Genomic DNA, 15820 nt, shown 5'->3' on the forward strand with positions numbered 1-15820 from the left:
CGTCAGCCTTGCCGCTTCGCCAGCACGTCGCGGATGATCTGCACAAAGGCCTCGGCCGGCTGTCCGCCCGTGACAAGGTAGCGGTTGTCGAAGAGGATCGACGGCACGGAGCTGATACCCATCGACCGGAACTCCGCCACTTCGCGGCGCACCTCATCAACATACTCGCTGCCCTCAAGCACGCGCCGCGCCTGGGCGGCATCGAGCCCCACAGATTGGACCGCTTCCAGCAACACCTCGTGATTGCTGGGGTCCTTGCCGTTACCGTGATATGCCTTCAGCAGCGCCTCCTTGAGCGCCAGCGTCTTGCCCTGCGTGCCGGCCCAATGCAGCAGCCGATGTCCGTCGAAGGTGTTGTAGACATGGGTCCTGGGAGCGAAGTCGAAACCAGCGCTTGCGCCGCGTTCGCGTATCAGCGCCTGCCTCTCGGCGACTTGCGTAGCGGTACTGCCATTCTTCTTGCTCGCGTAGTCGAGAAGGGTCTGGCCTTCCGGCGGCATATCCGGGTTCAGTTCGAACGAACGCACGACGACTTCGGCATCCACTTCGTCCCCGAGTTGCTCCAACGCGTGCTTGAGCGACGACAAGCCGATGGCACACCACGGGCAGGCAATATCAGAGACAAAGTCGATCCGGAGTGCTTGAGTCATTTCCTTTTTCCTGTGAGTGAGCATTTTTCCCATGGCAGATCATCCTGCATGGCAATACTTCACGCTTTGCATCAGGTGCCAGGCACTTGGCCTTTTGTGACAGCCGCCACTGCCGCAGGAAACAATGGATCACATCGTTGCGGATTCGGAGAAGACACTGATGGTGTAGCGCCACGATCGATCATGTCAGTGGCTGGTGACCGGCGTTTCGTGCGGGTTAGTCCCGCTTGACAATGCATGACTGCGATTTACCATGGGCTGTCATTTTCTGGTCAGCCCCTGATGTCGTCGTTACTTGTCCGCGCCGCAGCCCTTACCAACTACTGCGAAGTTGCGCGTGCCGGCGGGCTTGATCCGCTGCGGATGATGTTTGACGCCGGAATCAGTCCGAGCGTACTGCGCGAGCCGGATCTCATGATTCAGGTCGATCGTTTCGGGCGGCTGCTCCAGATCTCTGCAACGCTGTCAGGCAACGAGAGTTTCGGATTGAGCATGGCCGAGTCGCGCCTGTTGTCCAACCTGGGACCGGTAGGCATGCTGATCCGCGACCAGGCGACGCTGCGCGACGCGCTCGGCATGTTGATGCGCTACCAATCGATTCTCAACGGCGCGAAGTCGCTGGCAGTCGAGGAGTGTGGTGGACGGGTCATCATTCGCGAGGTGCTGATCGCCGGCAGCGCACACCAGCCAACACGCCAACGGGTTGAACTGGCACTGGGGGTCATGGTGCGGCTGATACGCCAGCTCATCAAGCCGGACTGGCAGCCGCAGCGCGTATGCTTCGAGCACCCGGCCCCGCGCGACCTCAGTACGCACCAGCGGTTCTTTGGCCCGAACGTCGCATTCAATTGCGATTTCAATGGCATCGTCTGCGCAAAGTCCGATCTCGATGCGCGCAACCCGTGGGCCGATCCGGCCATGGCGCGCTACGCGCAGCGTCTGATCGACGAGTCAGCCGCGGCGCGGCAGACGACCATGCTTGACGACGTGCGGCGCACGATCCTGCTGCTATTGCCCGGCGGGCGCTGCAGCGTCGAGCAGGTCGCGGAAAATCTCGGCGTGGTCTGCCGCACGGTCCAGCGCCGGCTGGCGGAGCAGGGGCAGAGCTTCTCATCGATCGTCAACGACATCCGCGTGGAACTCGCAATGCGTCATGTCGTCGAGAGCGATCGACCATTTACCGAGGTGGCGACGCTGCTCGGCTTTTCTGCGCCAAGCGGATTCTCGCGCTGGTATCAGACGCAGTTCGGATGTAGTCCCAAGGAAAGCCGCGCTGCAAGTGCCGCCGCGCCCCGATAGGCTGCGCCTTCCCGGTCGGCGTGGCGCCGGTTCCGCACAGAGAACAAAGATGTGGCTTGCCTGGCCCGCAGGGAGCGGGCGACAGCAATGCCATCGCTTACCCGCTCGTCGCCCACAGTGAGGCCTCTCAGTCGAGGGTGATCTTTCCCGCCTTGACGATCTGGCCATAGCGCGCGATATCGCGCTCGATCAGTTTGCGGAAGTCCTCGGAATTACCGCCCACGGGCACGAAGCCGAGGTCGGTCAGTTTCTTTGCCACGTCCGGGCTGCGCGTTGCGGCGGCAATTTCCTTCGCCATGCGGTCAACCACCGGCGCCGGTGTGCCGGCGGGCGCGAGCAGGCCCGTCCAGAAGCTCATGACGAAGCCCGGGAAGCCCGACTCTTCCATGGTCGGGATATTCGGCTCGCCCGGCCAGCGCTTGGCCGAAGCGACGGCCAGGACATTGATCTTGCCGGACTTCACGTGCGGCATGGGAACCAGTAGCGGATCGAAGGCGACCGACACCTCGCCGGCTAGATTGCGTATCGCACCTCCTATGAGAGTCCCAGCCTGCCGGGCCTGCTGACGATGGCCCGAGCCGGCCTTGCCATCACCCCGCTGGCACAGTGTGCAGTGCCGTCCGACTTTACGCTGCTCGGGGCTGCGCAGGGTCTGCCTGAGATCGGCACGCTCGAGATCGTGTTGGCGCGAAGTGTCACGTCGAACCGGCCGCCCTGCGATTTTCTTGCGGAACGCATCGTCGCTGAGTTGCACGCATGAACCGATAGCAAACCAGCCCGGAGGCCTCGCGCAAAACCATGAGCGCGATTACCAGGACTTGAAACAAGACCTCGGTCTTGGTCACTATGAAGCTCGAGGCTGGCGCGGATTCCACCATCATGCGACGCCGAGCATCGCAGCCTATGGCTTCCTGATGGCCGAACGACTCGCTGCGGTGAAGTCCGAAGGGAATAAAAAAACTTCCTCGAGCGCCAGATACCTGCGCTTCCCGCTGATTACATCCCCCGTGGCAGCCCTGCGCGCGCAGCGCCACGTGACAAATTCAATCACCACACTCCGCCATCAACCTAGCTTCCACCTGACGCGAAGCCTTGGCATTTGCCCATGTTGCGCGTCCGGCTGATCGATCACATTTGTGACACAGTAAGACTAAGCCTGTGGGGTAATACGAGCCTTGAGCTCGCAGTACGAATGAGGCGCGGGTCAGCGTATTTCATAGGGGACAGCAGCGGCGATACCGGCTGCAAGAGGGCCGAATATAGAGCTGCAGCCCATCCTGTCAGTGTCTGAACAAGCGAAAACCTAGCGCAAACGGGACGCAGCAGCAAGCCAAAACTATCGTGAGTTCTGCGAATGCAACAGTTGGGGAGTAAGCCTCGGCGCATACTGCTAGATCCCCCGTGCGGTTTCCTCTTCGGATCAGGTGCAATCCATTTGACGAGCACCGTTAGAAAATGTGCTTAACCCCTGCCATGATGCCGAACTGGTTGGCCCCAGGAGTAGGGTTGGTGCCAGCCTGACCGCTATTGACCGAGAGCGCGAGATTGCCGCCGTTGGCGATATAGCCGGCGGTGCCATAGACCGAAGTCCGCTTGCTGAAGGCGTAGGTGGTTCGGCCCGCAAATAGCCATACCTTGTTGGCGCTGTTATGAAAGCGCTGGTAAAACGCTTCGGCATCGACGCTGAGCGCTGCCGTGATGGGATACGAGGCGCCGCCGTAGAAGAGATCGCTGACAGGCGTAGAGGTGCTCGCCTGATTGTCGCGCCGCAGCCAGCCGCCGCCGATCTTAGCCTTACCCAGCATGAAATAGCCATTGACGGAAAGTCGGTCGTCGGTCAGCGAACTCCGTGTGAGACCGGCGAAGGCGCCGGGACCGCCGCGCAGGGAGTCGTAGGCGACCGCGACGCTCCATGTGGGCGCGTCGTACTTCAGTATGGCGGACCACTCGCGGCAGGCGCGGCTGTCGGCGGGATTCTCGCCGGCGCAGTTGGTCCCGGCCGGACTCGGGCCAGCATTCACGGTATCGCGGCCGAAGCTGTAGCTCGCGCCGACAGTGAGGCCGCCGAAAGTCCCTTTGTAGGACACGGCGTTGTCGGCGCGCGTATTGGGGACATAGCTATCAATCGAGCCCGAGCCGAAGATGTTCGGTCCCAGGACGTCAGGCTCGATCATCGCCCAGAACAGCATGGTGTACTGCCGGCCCAGAGCGACCTGGCCCCAGTTTCCGGAAAGGCCGACCATTGCTTGGCGGCCGAAGAGCCGCCCACCCTGGTTTGATGTCCCGCTATCGGGGGCGAAGCCAGATTCCAGCCAGAAGATGGCTTTGTTGCCGCCGCCGAGGTCTTCGCCGCCCCGCAGCCCCCAACGCGACGGCACGGTGCCTGTGATGCCGGGCATGAGTGCCGAGCTATCACGTTTCGCCCCGATGCCGTTGACGTATGCCACCCCTGTATCGATGACACCGTAAAGGGTCGCATTGCTTTGGGCGCGCGCCATGGCGGGCAGCATTACCGCACATGCGACGGCGATCAAGCGGAACTTCATAGATTTCTCCTGTGGTTGATTTTCTTCTATGGGAATGGTGGTTGCCATTCATTCGCGGCCGCAGGGAAGCAGCAGTACAGCGCCGTAGGGGACGAGACGCCAGGCGTGCCGTATCCCTGCTGACCGAAACCTGCTGTTCCGACGCTATTGCACTTCCAGCAGGATCTTTCCTGCGACATCGCCTCGCTCGAGGGCTTCGTGCGCGGCGCAGGCCTGCATCAGCGGGAGCCGTCGCGCGATCATCGGCTTGATCGTTGTGCCCATGGCCGGCCATACTCGTGCATGCAGCCATCTGGCGATATCGGCCTTCTCTGTATCCGGCAGGGGGCGCAGCAAAGAGCCTGTAACAACCGCTTCCTTGCGCATCAGTTCGCGCAGCGGAAAGGCGATGTCGGCGTTGCCGCCGGGCGACAGATGCACCACGCGCCCTCTCCTGGCAAGTGCTTCGACGTTCTGGCGGCCGTAGATCGCGCCGGCCATGTCCAGGATGACGTCGACGCCTTTACCGTCCGTCGCGGCCAGCACATCCTTTTCAAATGGGGCGTTGCGGTAGTTGAACGCTTTCCACGCGCCAAGCGATTCCGCCATGGCGCATTTGTCGTCGGTGCCGCATGTCGCGTACACCCGGTGGCCAAGCCAGGACAGCATCTGAATCGCCATTGTTCCGACGCCACTGGTGCCGCCGTGGATCAGGACGGACTCGCCTGGCTGGAGTTTGGCCACATTGAAGAAGTTGTGCACCGTCGTGAACAGTGCCTCCGGCAGGGCTGCCGCATCGCGTAGGGACATTGCCGCCGGTACCGGCAGCACTTGTCGGGCATCGGCCAGCGCGTACTCGGCATAGCCGCCGCCATTGACCAGCGCGCAGACCTCGTCGCCGATCTTGATGTTGACGACTCGCTCGCCAATACGAACCACGACACCGGAGACCTCCAGGCCGGGCACAGAGCTATGAACGTTGTCCGGTCCGCGTCGGCGCTGATTGACGTCGTGCCGGTTCACGCCGGCACAGACGACCCGGATCAACACATCGTCCGGACCGCAGGCTGGCACGGCCAATTCAACCGGGAGCAGCACGTCGGGCCCGCCGGCGGCGGTGATCAGGATGCCGATCTGCTGCTTTGGCACGCTATCGGGAGCATTCACGTCTACCTCGCTTATGAGAATGTGGGAAAAAAAGGGGGCCTGATCGCTACGCAAGCGGTCATGTGTAACTACAGGGGGCGGCATTGATTGCCCGACGGGACGGGACATCCGGTCGGCGCAGATGTACAGCCGGGCCTCCTGAGCAGGCGAGGACGGCGGGGTGATCCGGTGATGGCCGCGGCGGCCGGTACCGGCATCGTCCCCGTTTCTCTTATCTCCCGGCTACGCCGACGGGATCGAGCGCGCTCGCGTCGGCCTTGTAGCTCCGGTGGAGAAGCAGTATGAAAACGGCGGCCAGCGCCAGCACCCCGCCGAACAGCCGGTAAAGCAGAGAAGGCGTCCAGCCTAGCGTCAGCATGTACCCGGTCCAGACCGGCACGAACACAGAGACGGCGCGCCCGAAGCCGATCATCAGGCCGACTGCGGTGCCACGCACGATCGCGGGGTACATCTGCGGGCTGACTGCGTAGAAGGCGGCCACGCCGCCGCTGGCGACGAGCCCGACCAGTACCGAGAGTGGCACCGCCAGGTCGAGGTTCTTGAAATGAGAGGCGTAGAGCGTATAGACCACAGCACCGCCGAGCAAAATCAGGGCTGTAACCAGCAGCGGCCGCAGCTTGAGCGAGAGCGCGGCGAATACAAGCGCGCCGGCGACGCCGCCGATCATGATCAGCATACCGACGCGAATGCCAAGCGCCGGGCTTCCGCTCACGTCGGCGATCAGTTTTGCGGTCCAGGTGTTGGCAAAGTAGAAGGCGGCGATCAGTCCGGCATAGCCCAGCCAAAGATAGGCGGTGCGACGCAGCATGGCGCCGCCGAAGATCGCTCGCACGGCCACGGCGATGGCCGGCCCATCGTCCCTGCGCGAGGGGGCTGGCAGGGCCGAGGCACGCGGATAGCCTAGACGTTCGGCGATCTCGTTGTACTTCTCCAGTGCGTGCTTGGGACGCCGCTCGATCAGGTAATAGACGGACTCCGGCAACAGAGGGAAGACGATGGCCATCATCGCCAGGGTGAGAAGCCCGCCGAAGGCGAGCGGGCCGCGCCAGCCGTAATGAGCAACCAGCGGCGCAATGGCGCTGCCCGCGAGCGCGGATCCCAGCGGCAGCCCAATGCCGTAGAGCCCCATTACGACACCCCTGCGCTTCTCCGAGCTGTACTCCGACACCAGGACGTTGATACTGGAGATGACACCGCCGATGAAGAGTCCAGCGAAGGCACGGAACAGGATCAGTTCTATCAGCTTCTCGGAGCGGGCGGAAAGCAGCATCCCGCCGCTGATCATCAGCAAGCAAAGCAGGATATGCGATCGCCGGCCAATGCGGTCCGCCAGCGGCGAGATCACCACGGCACCGACCGCCATACCCAGCACGCTCGCACTGAGCAGATAGCCGACCTCTACCGGGCAGAGCATCCAGGCCTTAGCTAAATGGGGCATGACAAAGGGCATGACGATGATCTCGTAGCCGTCGATCATGGTCAGCATGATGCAGATGCCGACCACGGCAATCTGCTGCCATCGCATCGGACGGCTGTGTATGGCTTGTCGGATGTCCATATCCGTGTCTCCCTATATCTTGTGAGCGCTCTTTTTGGAGGGTGCGAGCGCCCCCGCGCTGTCTATTCGCGTTTGGAATTGGCTTCAGTTGCTAATGCGGGGCGCCAACTAATGAGGCACCGGGGCGGGATGCGTCGCACCAGCCTTATCGCAGACCGCCCGATGGGTAGGGTTACTCGGCGCGAATGTGGTTGCGGAGGATGCCCAGCTTGCTCACTTCTACCTCGACCACGTCGCCGTCGCGCATGAAAACCGGCGGATTGCGCTTGGCGCCGACGCCACCCGGCGTGCCGGTGACGATCACATCGCCCGGCACGAGCGTGACGAAGCTGGAGCAATAGGCGATCAGGGTGGGGATCGAGAAGATCAGCATGTCTGTGGTGGCATGCTGCATGACCTGACCGTTCAGGCGGGTCTCGAGCGTCAGCACCTCGTTCTCGCCGATCTCGTCGACCGTGACCAATGTCGGGCCGAAGCCGCCGGTCGACTCAAAGTTCTTGCCGGGGCCCCATTGCGAGGTATGCAACTGCCAGTCGCGGATGCTGCCGTCGTTGTAGCAGGCGAAGCCGGCAATGTGCTGGTAAGCCTGGTCCTCGGCGATACGGCGGCCGCCCTTGCCGATCACGACCGCGATCTCGCCTTCGTAGTCGAGGCGATCCGATTCCGGCGGCAGAACGATGGACTGCTCATGACCCACCTGCGATGCGGCGACACGCATGAAGATGGTCGGACGCTCGGTGCGCTGCTTTTTTGTTTCCTGCACATGCTCGTCATAGTTGAGCCCTGCGCACAGGATCTTGTCGGGATCCGCCACTACGGGTCGGAAGGCCTCGAATTTCGCCAGGTCGAAGTCGGCCGGCGACTTCGACGCAAGCTCTTTGATGGCATCGATGCCGACCTGGCGAAGAGCCGCGCCGAGGTCGGTCAGATTGAGGCGCGCGCCAAGATCCACCACACCTTCATTGACGATGGCGCCGAAGCTGTTGGCGCCTTTACGAGAAAAGCTGATGAGTTTCATCGATGTATCTCCAATTTCAGACTAGTCGTACTGGGGTAAAAGAAGACGCCGCTAGCGTGACCCTGTGCGGCTCGGGCGTCTCGAATAAGAGATCGCACTGCTTAGCAGGCCGCGGCTGCCGCCTGCGGTGCTTGTTCCTCGTGGAAAATTCGGGCGAGACGTGCCAGAAGCGCTTGCAGCTGCGGAACGTCCGATGCCGTGCCGAAGACGTAGCGGTCCGGGCGGATCACGACGGCGCCTGCATTCAGCTCGTCCAGGCAGGCCAGCGTTTCGGCGCTTGCGTCTTCCACGACGGCAAGTGGGTAGGGCAACAGTGCGTGCAGGGCCTGGCAGGAGTCGGCGGTGAGCAGTTCCGGTCTGGCGAGGACGACGAAAGATTGGCCGGTAACCGTATCCAGGCGCCGGCCTGAAGCCAGCAAGGGCTGGGCGGCGACGACCCCACTGGCCGGCTCGGCTAGGCGGAGTCCGCTCTGGCCCAAGCGCGGACTTAGGCTGCGCAGCATCCGCGGCGCTGTGGCTAGCGCGCTGTCGCGTTCGGCGACTTCGGCCGGTTCCCTGGCCTGGATAATGCGTCCCAGTTCCACCGCCAGACTGATGTATTCGCTGACGTGCGGTGCGCGCTCGTCCTGGTAGGTATCGAGCAAGGCATCAGCTGCGCCCTGGCGAAGGATCGCCGACAGCTTCCATCCCAAGTTGGCAGCATCCCGGATGCCGGCGCATAGACCCTGACCAAGGAAGGGCGGCGTCTGGTGCGCGGAATCTCCCGCCAGCAATAGCCGGCCGCGGCGCCAGCGCTGTGCGACCAGCGCGTGGAAGGTATACACGACGGCGCGCTCGAGCTCAGCATCCTCCGGCTTCATCCAGCGTTCGATCAGGGACCATACCGTCTCTGGTCGCGCCATCTCGGCAGCATCCTCGCCGGGATGCAGCATGATCTCGAAGCGCCGGCGCTCACCTACACCACGCACATAAGTTGCGGGGCGGGCCGGGTCACAGAACTGCACGCTGTAATCGCCCAACGCTGACCATGGGCGCTTGAGCACAGCATCGAAGACCAGCCAGCGCTCATGCAGGCCGAGATCCTCCATCTCGCCGCCGATCAGGCGGCGTACCAGCGAACGCGCGCCATCGGCTCCCACCACGTAGGCGGCCTCAATAGCTTCCAGCTTGCCGCGGCTGAGGTCTTCGTACTTGACCGTGACATGGCTGTCGGACTCTTCGATTGCGTACACCTCGCTGCGCAGATGCACGGTGACGTTGCGTCGGCCGGACAGGCGGGCGCGCAGGGTGTGCTCCAAATCGGGCTGGTGGAAGCGATAGCTCGAATGCCAGCCCTGCGCGCCGATTTCCTGTGGGCGGGGCCAATCCACCAACAGTTGCCCGCCGGCATTCACGAATTTCATGCCAGGCGAAACATGGCAAGCGGCGCCGACATCCTGCGCGACCCCGATCGTATCGAAGACGCGCATGCACTCAGCGTCGAAGTGCACTGCGCGCGGAAGCGCGTACGGCGCCGCCTCCCGCTCCAGCACCGCGACCGTGAGCCCATACGTTGCCAGCAGGTTGGCCAACGTTGCGCCGACAGGGCCTAGCCCGATGACCGCTACATCAAACATCATCTACCGTCTCCGAATCTATGACTATCAAAATGTGATAACAGTACACATTGAAGTTGAGTTGTGTCAATAAAAATGAGCTACACTATCAAAATATGATTTCAAAGGAGATTTGTGATGCGCAAGGGACTGCACTTCAGCCATGTCGGCATGTACGTCGGGGATCTGCCGGCGATGACCCGCTTCTATACGGAGTTGCTCGATTTCACGATCACGGATTCCGGCAAGTTGAGCGGACCGAGCGGACCTCTCGAATTGGTCTTCCTGAGTCGCGATCCAAACGAACACCACCAGATCGTGCTGGCCACGGGGCGGCCGGAGCACGTGTCCTTTAACGTGATCAACCAGATCTCCCTGCGTGCAGACAGCCTCGCTACGCTGAAGGAGTTGTTCGGGCGTCTGGCCGCGGCCGGCGCAACGGATATCCAGCCGATCACGCACGGCAATGCCGTATCGGTCTATGCGCGCGACCCGGAGGGCAATAGGCTGGAGCTGTTCGTCGATACCCCCTGGTATGTCAGCCAGCCGATGCGGGTGCCGGTTGACTTCTCCCTGGCGGACGACGTGCTGATGGAAGAGATCGAGAAGCACGCCCGCTCGCTGCCCGGATTCGAGCCGCGCGAGGCGTGGCGGGCGCGCATGGCGAGGAAGATGGGGGTGGCCTGACGGGTGGTGGAGGGCAGGGGCACATTCGCTACAATGTGGGCTGCCTCGGAGCTGCCTCGGTGCCGCTCCCTTACTCAGCTTGCGTCTTTCCCTTCCGCGCCGCTCCGATGTCAAGTTCGTCCAAGATGCTCTCGATCCTCGATCTCTTTTCGGTCGAGAGCCCGGTGTGGTCATCGGAAGCCATCTGCTCCGTGATCGGCTGTTCGGCGCCGACCGGCTACCGATATCTGCGCGAACTGGTGGAAGCCGGCCTGTTGGCACGTCTGGGCAACGGTAGCTATACGCTGGGACCCAGGGTGATGACGTTGGACTATCAGCTGCGCACAGTGGACCCGTTCTTCCGTATAGGGCAGCCTCTAATGCGGGAGCTATCAGAACAGACCGGCTGCGATTGCGTAATGACTCGAATCTTCGACGAGGAGATCGTCGATACCCATCGGGAGAGCACGAGCGGGGGCTGGAACCTGGCCTATGGACGAGGCCGGCCGAGGCCGCTATTCAAGGGGGCTGCACCCAAAGTCATCCTGGCGACGCAGACGCGCGCCCGGCTCGCGCGGTTGTTCGAGAAACATGCAGCCGAAATCTGCGAGGCCGGCATGGGAAGCACGTTCGATGAGTTCTGGCGTAGCATGCAGCGCATCCGTAAGGCAGGCCATTACGTATCGCGGGGCGAACTCGAGGCGCAAATGAGTTCGATCGGGGTGCCGTTGTTCGCCACCGGTCCTCAGGCGATCGGTGCGCTGGGGTTGGTGGCGCCCCTCAGCCGCTTCGAATTCATGGACCAGGAAAAACTGCTCGAGCGATTGAAGGCGACCGCGGAGAAGATCTCCGACGCCGTCGCTGAACAGGCCTTGATCACCTAGCGGGATCGCGGGCCGGGATGCGGTGCCGGCGGCAACCATGGTAGACGACATGCAAGAAGCACTTCAACGCGCCATCGAAGCCGCTGAGCGCGCCCGCTGTGAGGCAACATTGAACGACAACTGGGCGGCCCTGCAGAAGATCCTGGCCGATCGGCTGACCTTTATCCATTCGACCGGAGTGTTGCACGACAAGCCCGCCTATCTCGAGTTCCTAGCCAGCAAGATCAAGACCCAAAGGATCTGGCGACCGGAACCGCCAAGCTACCGGCTGGCGAACGGCGCGGTGCTGGCCGTCGGTCCAGTCGAGCAGGAGCTGCAGCGCCGCACCGATGCCGGCACGGTCAGCGTCAGCGGATGGACTTCGCAGCTCTGGGTGCCCATTGGCGAGGTGTGGACACTCATCCATCAGCACTCGACGAAGCGTACGGAATAATAAATTTTTGGTTCATCGCCGAATTCCGGGCCAGAACCGCCTGGCGTAGCCGCGGTGCCGGTAGTCCCACAGGGTCTTGAGATCGTCCTTGAGCACGTAGACCGTCATCAGCGCCTTGTTGGCCGCCAGAAGCTCTTCGAGCCGGATCTGGTCGGCCTCTCGTTTGACGTTCTCCCGGTTGCGTGGCAGCAGCCAGCGCGAGGATTTGACCACCTTGCGCGCCGCCCGGTCACCGCGCAGACGGTTCGCCTCGTCCACTCGAACTCTGTCGATGACCTCCCGCCCGTACTTGGCTACCACATGGAACAGGTCATAGACCACCTCGGCTTGCGGGCAATGCATGCGCACCTCCGGATCGTAGGCGGTGTTCATATCCATGACGGCTGCACGTAGCCTGGCACATCCCTCAGGGCCGAGCAGCTCGAAGAACGGGCGGATACCCATTACGTTGCCTCTTTTAGTGCTTCCTTAGACCGATCGTTAGCCTGGTGCCGGCAGCCACCATTATCCCTGCGGCCCAGAACACGCCCGCAGTGCCGATCAAGGAACCGGCTACGCCGGAGACCATGGGGATACCGACGCTCGACACGTTGATCACTATCACGCGCATCGCGACCGCTTCCCCATAGCGGTGCGCAGGCGCTAACCGGTGCAGGAGGCTCATGACCATCGGCTGCACACTGCCGAGGCAGAAACCGAGTAGTGCGGAGCACACACCCATAGCCAACGGCGCATACATTAGTGGGTACATTCCGAAAAGGATGGCGGTGGCAGTCATTGCCCCGACTAGTACGGCCCATTCGCGCAGATGTGTCAGCACCAGCGGTGTCAGTAGTCGTACGGCTGCGGCGCCGATGCCAAAGGCACCCAGGATGCTGCCGATAACCGCAGCTGACAGGCCGTGCTCGTGCCCCAGCAATGGAACCACGAAAGTGTGCACGTCCCAGCATGACGCCAGCAACCATGTGACGATGAGGAGCCGTCGCAGGCCGGGATCGCGCCAGAGGTTCCAGATACTGCCTGGGCGACCAACCGCCTCCGGTGATATGGACTCGTGACCGCCCACGCCTCGCACGGCTAGCCACGCTAGCAGCGGCAGTGTCGCCATCGCCAGGAAGGCGGCGTGAAACCCCGAGCTATCGATCACGACCCCGGCTACGAACGGCCCCAGGACATTGGATAGGGCCAGACCTATCGCAAGCCAGGAAAACGCATTCTTGAGTGCGGCCGGGCCGCTGACGATACGCGGAGTGTGGCGCTGAACCGCAATGATGGCGACACCGCCTGCACCACCTGTGAGCACTGCGCTGACGCACAGCACCGGGAATATCGGCCATGCAGCCGCAAGGGCACAGCCGAAGACGGCTAGCGCTACAGATCGCAGGATCGGTCCCTTGAGCCCATGTCGCTCGCAGTACCGGCCCGCTGGCAGTGCGAGGAAAACCTGGGAAAGGGCGAACAGCGCGATCAGGCATCCCACTGCCTCCTCGCCTTTGGCCACGCGCAGCGACATGGTCATCCGCATGCCTGCGACGCACGCGTTGAGGAATAGCTGAGTGAGCATCAGCCGCGCCAGTTCGCTGGCTTGACTATGGAGACGAGACACGGGGTGGTGGACTCTAGAAATCTGCCACCTTGCCCCAGGCCGACTGCCTGAAGCGCGCTGGGTTGTACGGGGCAGGATCGAAGATTGGCTCCTCACCGCTCACAAGATCGGCGATAAGGTGGCCTGCGCCGGGGCCGATACCGAACCCGTGACCGGAAAAGCCCGCGGCCAGGATGAATCCGGGAATCTCCGGCACCTCACCAATCCCGGGGACGCCATCCGGCGTGCTGTCCACAAAGCCAGCCCAGGCATTGGCGATGCCGGCCTGGCCCAGTGCAGGCATCAGTTCGACGGCACGGTCATAGGTTTGCTTGACAGCCGCCGCATCCGGCTTCGGATCGAGTATTCGCACCCGTTCCATGGGCGTGGGTGCATCCAGTCGCCACCGCGCGAGCGTTTCGTGGCCGCCACGAATCCCTTCCAATCCGCCGGGAAACACATTCCGCCAGCGCTTGGCGAACATCGGCAGAAACTGCGGTGCGAAGCGTAGGAGTTGCGCCGTCGGGTCCACGCGTCCGCGGCCACTGATGGCCAGGTTGTAGCTGCCATCGCTGCGGCGGGTGATGGACACGCGCGCAGTGTGCAGGGCGTCAGGGAGGTGCTCAGCCACCCCAGACACGCGCACGATGGACTGGCGAACGGTGGCTTGGGGAAAGCGAATACCCAATTGGCGACAGAACGAGGATGCCCAGGCGCCGCCAGCGAACACCGCGATGCGGGTCTTGATGGTTCCGGCTTCCGTGACAACGCCGCTGACACGGCCGCCCTCGAGCTCAATGCCTCGCGCAGCGCAATTCTGCTGCACGGTACCGCCGAGCTTCATGAGCGCAGCAGCGACCGACGGCGCCGCCTTGGCGGGATCGGCCGTGCCATCGCTGGGCGAGAACACGCCGCCTTTCCACGCGCGGCCGGTCGCCCAGCCCCGTTCGGCGGCCTCACGACCGCTCAACATGTGGGTTGTCACGCCGGCCGTTCTGGCGAAATCGCGCCATTTGGCCCAGCGTGCGATTTCCTCTTCGTCGTTGCTGAGGTACAGCAAGCCACACCGGCGGAAACCCGTGTCTTCGCCAGAGTCTTCAGCAAACCGTTCCCACAGTTCGAGGCTCCGGGTGGCCATCGGCAACTCACGCGCGTCGCGGTTCTGTTGACGGCACCAGCCCCAGTTGCGGCTCGACTGTTCGGCGCCGATGCGGCCTTTTTCGACGACGGTTACCGTCAGGCCGCGCCGGGCCAGGTAGTAGGCAGCAAAGATGCCGATGATGCCGCCGCCGATCACTACGGCGTCGGCATGGGTGGGCAGGGGAGAGGAAGTCTCGATGAGACGCAAGGGTTGGGACATGGATGAGTTTCCCCGCTCAGGGCGGTATTCATGCTGGTTGTTCATCACCGTGTTCAAGGATGGCCGTCGTTTCGAGAGACTCCTCCAGGCCTTCCGTATTCGCGACCATCCACCGAACGCTTATAGCCTTCGAAGAGGGCATGGGCGTTCCATGCCGGATAGTTGATATGCACTTGGCCGGCAGGATGCGAGCGTGTTTCATCAGGGCGGTCCTTCGCTCGAATGCTTCAGATGCATATACTCATCCTCGTCGGGCGACATGCGCGCGGCTGGGATAGCGATCCAGTACGTATTGCGCTTCATGGCAGTGGCGCTTCGATGTTTCGCTGTGGTGGAGCGAGTGAGTGAACCTTCGGCTAGTGTCATTGCAACATAGAGTTGCCATGCGCTTCTTGCGAAACACGCGGTTGATCATCACGAAGCTGCTGTTTTATGACGCGCTGCCAGCACCCTATGCCGAAATGCTACTCGAATGGCACAAAATGCAATTAGTCGCCGAGCGAGAGCCCAACAAATCAGCCGCTCACGTCACCAGCGCGTGGCGCACGCTCGCGGGCGTTGCAAATCGAAGCGCACGCGAGCTTCAACGGGCCCACGGTCGTGCTTCCCTTCGCCCTACTGATTCAGCTTGGTTAAAAGCCGCAGTCTCAGGATTAGTGGGCGTCCCTCGAAGAACCATCGATCTGCAACACGTGCTGATGGGCATGTGGGCCTTGGTGCTGGGCGTGCCGCCACCGGTCGAGTGCGACCGCTGTGAAGGCCCATCACGTAGCGCGATGGCAGGATGTGCTGTAGCGACTCGCACAACCGCAGCTTGCTTTGAGCAAGACCCCAATTTCAGCACCGGCGAGAGGCGCACGCGGCCTAAACTTTTGGACATCCAACGGCCCGACTTCAGCCCCATCATGACGCACGGCACCGCACCGCATTGCCAAGCATCCATGGCCGCGCTTTTATGGATGGCAATGAGCTCCGCTACAAGCGTTCGGTGGATGGTCGCGAATACGGAATAGAAGGTCTCGAGGAATGCCTGGAAACCAAAGCCATTCTTGGCTTCCAGGATGCATCGGCACCCGGTAC

The 15820-nt window shown here is 62.5% G+C and carries 13 protein-coding genes and 5 pseudogenes; 7 read left to right on the forward strand and 11 right to left on the reverse strand.

Annotated features, from left to right (window positions below; all coding sequences use genetic code 11):
* Window positions 1–2 precede the first annotated feature (2 nt).
* The gene (locus K309_RS0124730; RefSeq protein ID WP_029048900.1) at window positions 3–650 is read right to left on the reverse strand and encodes a DsbA family oxidoreductase; all 648 of its coding nucleotides are present in this window, start codon (window positions 648–650) and stop codon (window positions 3–5) included.
* Window positions 651–887: 237 nt separating this feature from the next.
* On the opposite strand from K309_RS0124730, the gene K309_RS0124735 reads away from it, so the two are divergent.
* Window positions 888–1949 (forward strand): AraC family transcriptional regulator, encoded by a 1062-nt coding sequence (locus tag K309_RS0124735; RefSeq protein WP_369796500.1) that lies wholly within the window; start codon window positions 888–890, stop codon window positions 1947–1949.
* A 127-nt stretch (window positions 1950–2076) separates the two neighbouring features.
* Here the strand turns inward: K309_RS0124735 and K309_RS37325 are convergent.
* A pseudogene (locus tag K309_RS37325) lies at window positions 2077–2466 on the reverse strand (Bug family tripartite tricarboxylate transporter substrate binding protein); the annotation flags it as partial.
* Here K309_RS37325 and K309_RS43105 point away from each other — a divergent pair.
* Window positions 2467–2709 (forward strand): annotated as a pseudogene (locus tag K309_RS43105) (LysR family transcriptional regulator); the annotation flags it as partial. It abuts the pseudogene before it with no gap.
* A 40-nt stretch (window positions 2710–2749) separates the two neighbouring features.
* Window positions 2750–3021 (forward strand): annotated as a pseudogene (locus K309_RS40330) (IS701 family transposase); the annotation flags it as partial.
* A 376-nt stretch (window positions 3022–3397) separates the two neighbouring features.
* On the opposite strand, the gene K309_RS0124745 reads toward K309_RS40330, so the two are convergent.
* The 5 genes from K309_RS0124745 to mhpA form a co-directional block, all read right to left on the reverse strand.
* Entirely contained in the window at window positions 3398–4495 is a 1098-nt protein-coding gene (locus K309_RS0124745) for a porin (RefSeq protein WP_029048902.1), read from the reverse strand.
* A 144-nt stretch (window positions 4496–4639) separates the two neighbouring features.
* Window positions 4640–5641 (reverse strand): NAD(P)H-quinone oxidoreductase, encoded by a 1002-nt coding sequence (locus K309_RS0124750; protein WP_035878342.1) that lies wholly within the window; start codon window positions 5639–5641, stop codon window positions 4640–4642.
* Between the two features lie 211 nt (window positions 5642–5852).
* Window positions 5853–7199 carry an MFS transporter gene (locus K309_RS0124755; RefSeq protein WP_029048904.1) on the reverse strand — a complete coding sequence of 449 codons (1347 nt, stop codon included), beginning with the start codon at window positions 7197–7199 and terminating at the stop codon, window positions 5853–5855.
* Between the two features lie 172 nt (window positions 7200–7371).
* Complete coding sequence (locus K309_RS0124760) at window positions 7372–8217, reverse strand: fumarylacetoacetate hydrolase family protein (protein WP_029048905.1); 846 nt, start codon at window positions 8215–8217, stop codon at window positions 7372–7374.
* A 101-nt stretch (window positions 8218–8318) separates the two neighbouring features.
* The gene (gene mhpA, locus K309_RS0124765; protein WP_232232477.1) at window positions 8319–9836 is read right to left on the reverse strand and encodes a bifunctional 3-(3-hydroxy-phenyl)propionate/3-hydroxycinnamic acid hydroxylase MhpA; all 1518 of its coding nucleotides are present in this window, start codon (window positions 9834–9836) and stop codon (window positions 8319–8321) included.
* 114 nt (window positions 9837–9950) lie between these two features.
* Between mhpA and K309_RS0124770 the strand changes: the two genes are divergently transcribed.
* The 3 genes from K309_RS0124770 (at window position 9951) to K309_RS0124780 (ending at window position 11795) form a co-directional block, all read left to right on the forward strand.
* Window positions 9951–10499, forward strand: coding sequence for a VOC family protein (locus K309_RS0124770; RefSeq protein WP_029048907.1), 549 nt, complete (start codon window positions 9951–9953; stop codon window positions 10497–10499).
* 125 nt (window positions 10500–10624) lie between these two features.
* Entirely contained in the window at window positions 10625–11362 is a 738-nt protein-coding gene (locus tag K309_RS37335) for an IclR family transcriptional regulator (RefSeq protein WP_051320593.1), read from the forward strand.
* Between the two features lie 49 nt (window positions 11363–11411).
* On the forward strand, window positions 11412–11795 hold the full coding sequence (locus tag K309_RS0124780; RefSeq protein WP_029048908.1) for a nuclear transport factor 2 family protein: 384 nt from the start codon (window positions 11412–11414) through the stop codon (window positions 11793–11795).
* Window positions 11796–11825: 30 nt separating this feature from the next.
* Here K309_RS0124780 and K309_RS0124785 read toward each other — a convergent pair.
* The 4 genes and pseudogenes from K309_RS0124785 to K309_RS43110 all read right to left on the reverse strand — a co-directional run.
* Window positions 11826–12230: pseudogene (locus tag K309_RS0124785) on the reverse strand (transposase); the annotation flags it as partial.
* Between the two features lie 22 nt (window positions 12231–12252).
* On the reverse strand, window positions 12253–13359 hold the full coding sequence (locus K309_RS0124790) for an MFS transporter (RefSeq protein ID WP_035878344.1): 1107 nt from the start codon (window positions 13357–13359) through the stop codon (window positions 12253–12255).
* Between the two features lie 55 nt (window positions 13360–13414).
* On the reverse strand, window positions 13415–14740 hold the full coding sequence (locus K309_RS0124795) for an NAD(P)/FAD-dependent oxidoreductase (protein ID WP_029048911.1): 1326 nt from the start codon (window positions 14738–14740) through the stop codon (window positions 13415–13417).
* A 28-nt stretch (window positions 14741–14768) separates the two neighbouring features.
* A pseudogene (locus K309_RS43110) lies at window positions 14769–14922 on the reverse strand (aldehyde dehydrogenase family protein); the annotation flags it as partial.
* A 201-nt stretch (window positions 14923–15123) separates the two neighbouring features.
* Here K309_RS43110 and K309_RS42530 point away from each other — a divergent pair.
* Complete coding sequence (locus tag K309_RS42530; RefSeq protein ID WP_198030851.1) at window positions 15124–15753, forward strand: hypothetical protein; 630 nt, start codon at window positions 15124–15126, stop codon at window positions 15751–15753.
* Window positions 15754–15820: the final 67 nt, after the last annotated feature.

Origin of the sequence: Cupriavidus phytohabitans, assembly GCF_000426345.1 — a bacterium.
Taxonomy (GTDB): domain Bacteria; phylum Pseudomonadota; class Gammaproteobacteria; order Burkholderiales; family Burkholderiaceae; genus Cupriavidus.